Source organism: Microbacterium sp. H6 (assembly GCF_003314775.1).
GTDB lineage: Bacteria > Actinomycetota > Actinomycetes > Actinomycetales > Microbacteriaceae > Microbacterium > Microbacterium oxydans.
In genome coordinates, this window is the sequence record NZ_QOAY01000153.1 from 1 (window position 1) to 7,657 (window position 7,657).

10 protein-coding genes are annotated in these 7,657 nt (G+C 67.9%); 6 read left to right on the plus strand and 4 right to left on the minus strand.

The genetic code is table 11. The annotated features are described in order from the left end of the window. The coding region (locus DSP71_RS09825; RefSeq protein WP_147251277.1) for a Rieske 2Fe-2S domain-containing protein at positions 1 to 250 on the plus strand (250 nt) is incomplete at its 5' end. Here the strand turns inward: DSP71_RS09825 and DSP71_RS09830 are convergent. The 3 genes from DSP71_RS09830 to DSP71_RS09840 form a co-directional block, all read right to left on the minus strand. After that, positions 219 to 1,058 carry a nitroreductase family protein gene (locus DSP71_RS09830; RefSeq protein WP_113680992.1) on the minus strand — a complete coding sequence of 280 codons (840 nt, stop codon included), beginning with the start codon at positions 1,056 to 1,058 and terminating at the stop codon, positions 219 to 221. The two genes, DSP71_RS09825 and DSP71_RS09830, sit on opposite strands and share 32 nt — an antisense overlap. Positions 1,059 to 1,063: 5 nt before the next feature. Continuing rightward, on the minus strand, positions 1,064 to 1,438 hold the full coding sequence (locus DSP71_RS09835; RefSeq protein ID WP_046746508.1) for a hypothetical protein: 375 nt from the start codon (positions 1,436 to 1,438) through the stop codon (positions 1,064 to 1,066). Between the two features lie 145 nt (positions 1,439 to 1,583). Then, on the minus strand, positions 1,584 to 2,399 hold the full coding sequence (locus tag DSP71_RS09840; protein ID WP_257022233.1) for a MerR family transcriptional regulator: 816 nt from the start codon (positions 2,397 to 2,399) through the stop codon (positions 1,584 to 1,586). A 229-nt stretch (positions 2,400 to 2,628) separates the two neighbouring features. Here DSP71_RS09840 and DSP71_RS09845 point away from each other — a divergent pair, with 229 nt between their 5' ends. Together DSP71_RS09845 and DSP71_RS09850 are read left to right on the plus strand one after the other, a co-directional pair. Then, positions 2,629 to 3,468, plus strand: coding sequence for a DUF4097 family beta strand repeat-containing protein (locus tag DSP71_RS09845; RefSeq protein ID WP_113680993.1), 840 nt, complete (start codon positions 2,629 to 2,631; stop codon positions 3,466 to 3,468). Then, entirely contained in the window at positions 3,465 to 4,091 is a 627-nt protein-coding gene (locus tag DSP71_RS09850) for a PadR family transcriptional regulator (protein ID WP_046746510.1), read from the plus strand. Before DSP71_RS09845 ends, DSP71_RS09850 begins: the two co-directional genes overlap by 4 nt. A gap of 150 nt (positions 4,092 to 4,241) precedes the next feature. Here the strand turns inward: DSP71_RS09850 and DSP71_RS09855 are convergent, their stop codons facing one another. Next, on the minus strand, positions 4,242 to 4,787 hold the full coding sequence (locus DSP71_RS09855) for a universal stress protein (protein WP_046746511.1): 546 nt from the start codon (positions 4,785 to 4,787) through the stop codon (positions 4,242 to 4,244). A gap of 150 nt (positions 4,788 to 4,937) precedes the next feature. Here DSP71_RS09855 and DSP71_RS09860 point away from each other — a divergent pair, with 150 nt between their 5' ends. From DSP71_RS09860 to DSP71_RS09870, 3 genes are all read left to right on the plus strand, one after another. Beyond that, positions 4,938 to 5,123, plus strand: coding sequence for a DUF3073 domain-containing protein (locus tag DSP71_RS09860; protein WP_029259537.1), 186 nt, complete (start codon positions 4,938 to 4,940; stop codon positions 5,121 to 5,123). Positions 5,124 to 5,203: 80 nt separating this feature from the next. Then, complete coding sequence (locus DSP71_RS09865; protein WP_113680994.1) at positions 5,204 to 6,025, plus strand: MOSC domain-containing protein; 822 nt, start codon at positions 5,204 to 5,206, stop codon at positions 6,023 to 6,025. Positions 6,026 to 6,220: 195 nt separating this feature from the next. After that, positions 6,221 to 7,534, plus strand: coding sequence for an ABC transporter substrate-binding protein (locus tag DSP71_RS09870; protein ID WP_046746513.1), 1,314 nt, complete (start codon positions 6,221 to 6,223; stop codon positions 7,532 to 7,534). Positions 7,535 to 7,657: the final 123 nt, after the last annotated feature.

The following is a 7,657-nucleotide window of genomic DNA, read 5'->3' on the forward strand; positions in this document are numbered from 1 at the left end:
TCAGCCCGCGGAGGGCGAAGGGGTGGTCGCGAATCGCGCGGGGCGTCCGGTCGCGGTCTCCACCGTCGACGGCGTGACCCGGGCGGTGGGCGCCGTGTGCACGCACCTCGGCGGAGTCCTCAGCTGGAACGACGCGGACTGCACCTGGGACTGCCCCCTGCACGCATCGCGCTTCGCCCCGGACGGGACGCGCATCGAGGGTCCGGCGCTCCGCGACCTCACCCCGCTGTCGTCGGCGGACCCGGAGTGACGTCGGCCGAAGGGGGCGGGCCGTCCCACCCCTGCTGCGGCGTCTCGCCGTTCTCGCGGAACACGTACTGCGACACGAGTTTGCGCTGGCTGCTCGACCAGTCGATCGCAGGACGACGCTGCTCCGGCGGCAGGTAGCCCAGCCGGTAGACGGCCATGAGCTCGAGGTCGTCGGGCACGCGCAGCAGCTCGACGATCTCGTCCCAACGCCCCGGCACCTCCATCGGGAACGAGATGAACTGGATGCCCATGCCGAGCTCGACTGTCGTGAGCCACACGTTCTCCATCGCCGCGCCCATGCTGAACACCGAGTAGAACGACGACAGCTGTCCCGGTCGGTACTCGCTGCGATCGAGCATGACGCCCAGCAGCAGTGGTGATCCCGCGACGAGCTTCCGGTTCTCGGCTCCGAGGGTCTTCGGCACTCCGAACGTGTTCATCAGCGTCTGGCCGCGCTTGGTGAACACCTGGCTCGTGAACGGTCGGAGCGCTGCGGGCAGCTTGTCGAACAGCATGCCGCTGCGCTTCTCCTCCATCTCGGCCTGACTGAAGCGGAAGTACGGCTTGTAGCGCTCGAAGAAGGTGCCGTTCGACATCGCCTCGGTCATGCTCTCGCCGGAGATGCGGGCGATCTGCTCGATCGTGTCTCGGCTCTCGATCACGACGAACCGCCAGGGCTGACTGTTCAGCTGCGACGGCGCACGCCCCGCCGCCTCGAGAAGGATGCGCTGATGCTCTTCGGAGACCGGGTCGGGCAGGAACGCGCCGTTCGTGGTCTTACGGCGGCGGATGGCGTCGAGCAGCTCCATGCGTTTCACTTCCGGTCGGCGGTGGACCGCGAGAGCAGCAGCCCCGCGATGATGAAGGGAGCGGCCGTGAGGGCGACCACCGGGTGCCGTCGGCCGTGCGTGCCGAGATACGGGATCGCCGCAAGCGGCGCGGCGACGGGGAGCAACGCGAGTGCGGCGCGACGACTCTGTCCGCGCGGGCGGCCCCACAGTGCTGCGCTCAGCGCCAGACCGGTCGTGAGGCACGTGGCGATGTACAGCAGGTGGTGCAGCCACCGGAAGTTCCGTGTGTCGACGACCCGCGCCGCGACGGCCGTGCCGAGAGCGCAGTTCGCTCCGTACGCCGTTGCCGCGGCGACGAACAGCGGCGCCGCATTCGTGCGCCGGGGTCCGTGAGCCATGCCCCGACCCTACGCCCGGGGCTGCTCTGCGATCGCCCCCTTGCGCCCCGCGCGCCCGTTCGGTACGGGCCCGACGCACTTCCGGTCGCGATATGACAGCCGAAACCGTGGCTGAGGCTGGCATATCGCGACCGGAGGGGGCGACTCAGAGGTTGCCGTCCGCGTAGATGCGAAGGGCGTCGCGTACGAACTCCGCGCCGTGCGTGCCGCCGGACGATGTCGCATAGTTCGCGCCGAAGCGCGGATCCGCGACGTACATCTCGCCGAGGCCGATCACGTACGCCTTGACGTCTCCTCCGGCCGCGGCCGCAGGAGTGCCGGGGATGCCCGTGAGCCACTCCACGTGGCGTCGCGCGATCTCCTGGGCTTCGCGGGAAGACGGATCGATGCCGCTCTCCGCCGCCGCGATCCAGTCGCGTCCGAGGTCGGACACGCGCTTCTGCCACTCGCCGCGTTCGGAGTCGGTCATACCGCGCCACCAGCTGTCGCTGTCGGCGTATGCCTTCTTCCCCCAGCGTTCCTCGACCTCGTCCTTGTACTTCGTATGGTCGAAACCGTCGAACATGTTCTCTGCCATGAGGTTCTCACCTCCTCTCAATGCCGTGATGGTGGATTCGACCGACGCGATCTGTCGCGCCAGCCTGGTCTGTTCGTCGCGCAGCAGCGCGAGATGGGTCTCGAGCGCCGAGGCCTCGACCGCCCCGGCGTCCGCGCTGGATGCCGATCCCAGCACCTCCGCGACCTGCGGCAGCCCGAGTCCGAGCTCCCGCAGCAGCAGGATGCGCTGCAGACGCACGAGGGCGTTCCTGTCGTAGTGCCGATAGCCGTTGGACGCGATGCGCGACGGCGGCAGCAGCCCGACCTCGTCGTAGTGCCGGAGCGTGCGACTCGTCGTACCCGCCAGCCGCGCGATCTCCTGGATAGACCAGTCGTCCTTCTCCATCGCCCCTCCGTTCTCCATCGCCCCTCCGTTCCTCGCTCGACACCCTCGACTCTGCCCAACACCTCGACTCTAGAAGTTGACGCAGCGTCAAGGTCAACCACGCTCCGGTCGCGATATGTCAGCTGAAAATGCGCGGCAGGGTGTCATATCGCGACGGGAGCGGTGAGTGCCCTTGACAAGGACGAGATATATCGTGTTATCGTGGCGACACACGATATATCGTGACCCCAACCCAGGAGAAGCAGACATGACCGAGAAGTGGCTCATCGCCCCCGGCGAGGAACGTGTCATCGACATCGAATCCGTCACCCGCCTCAAAGTGGGCCTCGTCGGCGGACAGGTCGACATCATCGCCCACGACGAACCGGGCATCCGCATCGAGGTGCACGGCGTCACCACCAAAGACCTGCGCATCGAGTCCCACGACGGCGAGGTCGAGATCGACCACCCGCAGCTGGGATGGGACAACTTCCTCGAGGTGTTCCGCAACTTCGGCTCGGGCGGCCCCCGCGCCGAGGTGAGCGTCGCCGTCCCCCGCGCGATCGCCCTGAACCTCGGTGTCGTCAGCGCCGGCGCCCTGGTGTCGGGACTCCGCAACGACGCCCGCCTCAACACGGTGTCCGGCGACATCATCGTCGACACCCTGATCGGCGACCTCACCGTGAACTCCGTCTCGGGCGATGTGCAGGTGCGCGGACTCACCGGCTCGATCAGCGCGAACAGCGTCTCGGGCGACGTGGCCGTCACGGGCGTCGTGCGCCGGGCAACGGTCGACATCGTCTCCGGCTCCACGCTGGTCGATGCCGCAGGAGACGTGAACACCATCACCGTCAACTCGGTCTCGGGCGGGACCACCGTGCGTCTGGACGAGTCTCTCGCCGCGAACTACGTGATCCGGTCGCTGAGCGGACGCCTGCTGATCGACGGCGTCGAGCGCAGCACCTCGGGCCCCAGCAACTACACCGGCACCACCGGGGAACTCGCGGGGCGCTTCGTCGACCTGCGCGCGAACTCCGTCTCCGGTGGAGTGACCGTGCTCCGCCGCTCCCCCGCTTCGATCGCCGACGACCCGGAGTGGGAAGCATGAGCCCCGCGGTCTTCTCCCACGGCGACCTGCGCCTGTATCTGCTGTCGCTCCTCGCCGAGGCGCCCCAGCACGGTTACGGCATCATCCAGTCGCTCACCGATCGCACCGGTGGCACCTACACGCCGAGCGCCGGCACCATCTACCCGCGACTCGCGAAGCTCGAGGAGGAGGGCCTGGTCTCCAAGACCGTCGACGGCCGAACCACCATCTACTCCATCACCGAAGCCGGTCGGGCCGAGCTCGCCTCGCGCGAGGGCGACCTCGCCGGCATCGAGGCGGGACTCACCGACTCGGTACGACTGATCGCGAGCGAGGTGCGGCAGAGCGTCAAGGATGCGATGAAGAGCCTCCGCGCAGATCTGGCAGCGGCGGAGAAGGACGAGCGGAGCGCGGCGAAGAACCGTCCACGCACGGCCACCGACGACTCCCGTCTCGTGAGCCGCGAGGAGATGCACCGTGCGGATGCCGTGATCAACGCCTTCCGGGCCAGGGTGCGCACCGACCTTCGCACCCACATCGCCAAAGGCGGCACGCTGTCCCCGTCGATCGTCACCGAGCTCGAGGAAGCCCTGGATACCGCAGCCCGAGGCGTGACGGTCGCACTGAGCGGCTCCGGTTCCTGAACAGCTCCGGGTCCTGACCCTCCGGGACCCGAGTCCCCGATCAGACGGAACCCGCCCGACCACACGGAACCCGCCCGACCACGCAGAAGGTGTCGGCATCCATCGCGGATGCCGACACCTTCTTTCTGGTTCTCTGTGCGGTCGGACGGACTACTTCTCCGGCCAGATCTCCTTCTGCTCGTCCGGCACCGACTCCCCGAGCGGCACCACGAGGACGGAGCGATGCTGACGATGGGCCAGACGAGCGGCGACCGACCCGGTGAAGAACTCCCTGATGGACTCGCCGATGCCGCGCTTGCGAGTGCCCACGACGATCAGCTGGGCGTCGAGCTTGTTCGCGAGCTGCTTGATCGCCAGCGCGGGGTCTCCCACCAGCTGCCGCGCCGTCCACGTGATGTCCGTGCCAGCGAGCATGCCCGCGGCCGCCGCCTCGACCGCCTCGAACTCCGCAGCACCGGCATCGAAGTTGATGTCGATCGGAGCCGAATGCACGTAGCCGTCCGGGTCCTCGTACGTGACGAATCGAGTGACGTCGACATGCGCGACCACCAGCGGCGCACCGAGCAACCGCGCATAGCGCACGGCCTCGTCGATGACGTGTCGGTCCTGGTCCACCTGCATGCCGACGATGACGGCTTTCTGCAGCGCCGCGTTCTGTGCGGCCTCGTCGGAGGGAGTGGAGGTGTCGTCGGTCATGAAGATCGTTCCCTTCAGCAGCCTGGCGTCAGCCAGAGGGGCTTACCCGCGTGCTATTCTGAATGCTACTCTTACCGGCTTTGATCCGGTGTCGTGAAAAATGCCGCGGGCCTCGAACCCCGCCGCTTAACTCGTGAGGGGGTCTCGCGCATGGGCCGTGGCCGTCAGAAGGCGAAGCACACAAAGATCGCCCGCGAACTCAAGGCGTACAGTCCGTCGGTGAACTACTCCGCGCTCGAGCGCGAGCTGGGTCATCCGACAGACGAAGACGCATATGTCGACAAGTGGGCAGATGACTACGCCGACGAAGATGAGGACGAACTAGAGAAGGCCTGACCGCCCCTCTGTTCGTGACACCCGCACGACGTGCGGGTGTTTCTTCGTGCTCCGGGGCCGGCAGCTGAGAGGATCTCCTCATGCCTCGCGTCGTCGCCCTCTACCGTCACCCGATCAAGGGCCTCACGCCCGAACGACGTGAATCCCTGACGGTGCAGTCCGACGGCAGAGTCGGCGGCGATCGCGTGCTCGCGTTCCGGTTCGCAGACGCGACCGAGCCGGAGGACCGCGACGGTTTCGACTATTGGCCCAAAGCCAAGGGGCTCGCCCTCCAGGATTTCCCCGCGCTCGCCGCTCTGCGCACGAGTTACGACGACGGGAGCCGCCGCATCCGTATCGTTCACGCCGGTGCGACACTCGTCGACGCAGGCATCGACGAGGAGGGGCGCCGGGAGATCGCGGATGCCGTCACCGACTTCGTCCTCGCCACCCCCGAGGGTCGCCGCCTCCGACGGCCGGGCCGCCTTCCGATCGTGCTCGTCGGCGACGGCGAGACGTCCCGCTTCCAGGACCGCTCGCGCGGCTACGTCTCGGTGCACAGCCGGGGCAGCATCCGCGCACTGGGCGAGGCGCTCGGGATGAGCATCGACGATCGGCGATTCCGTTCGAACATCGTGATCGATGACGCCGACCCGTGGAGCGAACTCGAGTGGACGGACGACGTGCGCATCGGGGAGCTGTGCTTCCGCGCCGCCGGCCCCATCGTGCGCTGCCTGGCGACCCACGCGAACCCCGACGACGGCCGGCGGGACGCGAAGGTCCTCACCACCCTCACCGGAGCGTTCGGCCAACAGGAGCCGACCCTCGGACGGCTGCTTCTCCCCGGCTGGCCGGCCGCGGATGACGACGGCGCTCAGCACGGTGGCGTCGTCCACGTCGGCGACGAGCTCCTCGCCCGCTGAGCGCCACGCTCGAACGGGCGGGTTGCTCGATGTCAGCGCTCCCTTTCCGTATCGCCTTTTCGGCCGAGAGGTCATCATCTCAGGCTTGTGAGCGCAAACATTTTCTGATTTGATGTGCATGTGATCGACGGCGCCACGACGCCAATCCCCGCCCAGGGCGATCCGCAGGAACATGACCTCAAAGAGGAGAACAGCATGGCAATCACCCCTCGCTTCACCCGCACCGCCGCGATCGTCGCCGTCGGCGCGGTGTCGGCCTTCGGCCTCGCAGCCTGCTCATCCGGTGATTCCGGAGACGACGGCGCCGGCGGCGAACCCGTCACGATCGAGTACCTGCACCGTCTTCCCGATGGAGAGGGCATGACCCCGACGTCCGAGATCGTCGATCGCTGGAACGCCGAGCACCCCGACATCCAGGTCAAGGCGACGAAGTTCGACGGCAAGTCGAGTGACATGATCCTCAAGCTCGAGACCGACGTCAAGGCGGGCAACGGACCCTGCCTCGCGCAGACGGGATACTCCGAGGTGCCGCAGCTGTTCGTCAAGGGTCTGCTGCAGGACGTGGCGGACGAGGCCAAGAAGTACGAGGACGACTTCTCGGCCGGAGCCTTCAGCGGCATGAAGGTCGGCGACGCCATCGTCGGCCTCCCCCAGGACACCGGACCTCTCGTGTACTTCTACAACGAGGCCGAGTTCCAGGCGCTCGGGCTCGATGCCCCGAAGACGCTCGACGACCTGACGGCGGACTCCGCCACGGCAGCGGCTGCCGGCAAGTACGTCACGGCGTTCACCCCCGATGAGGCGCAGAACTGGCTCGCCGCCCAGTCGGCTGCGGCAGGCGACACCTGGTTCAGCACCGCCGGCGACGAGTGGAAGGTCGACGCCGAGGGTGCGGGCTCCGAGCGCGTCGCCGCGTTCTGGCAGGGCCTGCTCGACGGCAAGCAGACCCTCGCGACCGAGCGCTGGGGCGAAGGCTTCACGGCCGCCCTCAACGACGGCAGCCTCATCGGCCACGTCGGCGCGGCATGGGAGGCCGGATTCCTCCTCGACTCGCTCGACGGCACCCCGGCAGAAGGACAGTGGCGCGTCGCCCAGCTCCCCGACTTCGGTGCCGGCGCCATGAGCGGCCCCGACGGCGGTTCCGGTGTCTCGGTCATGAAGGGCTGCGAGCACCCCGCCGAGGCGATGGAGTTCAACGACTGGTTCAACACCCAGGTCGACGACCTCGCGTCGCAGGGCCTCGTCGTGGCCGCGAAGGGCGACGTGGAGACCCCCGAGAAGATGCTGCGCCAGTTCGGCGGACAGGACGTGCTCGCCGAGCTCGGCACCGCCACCGAGAACCTCAACCCCGACTTCCCCTACGCGCCGGGCTTCTCGACGCTGTCGAAGATGAACGAGACCGCAGCGGCAGCCGTGGCCGGCACCGCGACGGTCGCCGACATCTTCACCACGGCGCAGGACACGGCAGTGGCCTCTCTGAAGGACCTCGGCCTCCCGGTCGCGGAGTGACCGGGCGAGAAGGCATCATCGGATGATCGACGGCGGAGTGCACGCGCAATCGTGCACTCCGCCGTCGTCTTGACATCGAGAGGCGACACCATGGTCACAGTGACCGAGACGCGGGGCGCGGCA

What these genes read in the sequence shown, in the direction of transcription:
- DSP71_RS09830 (WP_113680992.1), bottom strand. Translation starts at nt 1,058, where the DNA reads ATGGAGCTGCTCGACGCCATCCGCCGCCGTAAGACCACGAACGGCGCG.
- DSP71_RS09835 (WP_046746508.1), bottom strand. Translation starts at nt 1,438, where the DNA reads ATGGCTCACGGACCCCGGCGCACGAATGCGGCGCCGCTGTTCGTCGCC.
- DSP71_RS09840 (WP_257022233.1), bottom strand. Translation starts at nt 2,399, where the DNA reads ATGGAGAACGGAGGGGCGATGGAGAAGGACGACTGGTCTATCCAGGAG.
- DSP71_RS09845 (WP_113680993.1), top strand. Translation starts at nt 2,629, where the DNA reads ATGACCGAGAAGTGGCTCATCGCCCCCGGCGAGGAACGTGTCATCGAC.
- DSP71_RS09850 (WP_046746510.1), top strand. Translation starts at nt 3,465, where the DNA reads ATGAGCCCCGCGGTCTTCTCCCACGGCGACCTGCGCCTGTATCTGCTG.
- DSP71_RS09855 (WP_046746511.1), bottom strand. Translation starts at nt 4,787, where the DNA reads ATGACCGACGACACCTCCACTCCCTCCGACGAGGCCGCACAGAACGCG.
- DSP71_RS09860 (WP_029259537.1), top strand. Translation starts at nt 4,938, where the DNA reads ATGGGCCGTGGCCGTCAGAAGGCGAAGCACACAAAGATCGCCCGCGAA.
- DSP71_RS09865 (WP_113680994.1), top strand. Translation starts at nt 5,204, where the DNA reads ATGCCTCGCGTCGTCGCCCTCTACCGTCACCCGATCAAGGGCCTCACG.
- DSP71_RS09870 (WP_046746513.1), top strand. Translation starts at nt 6,221, where the DNA reads ATGGCAATCACCCCTCGCTTCACCCGCACCGCCGCGATCGTCGCCGTC.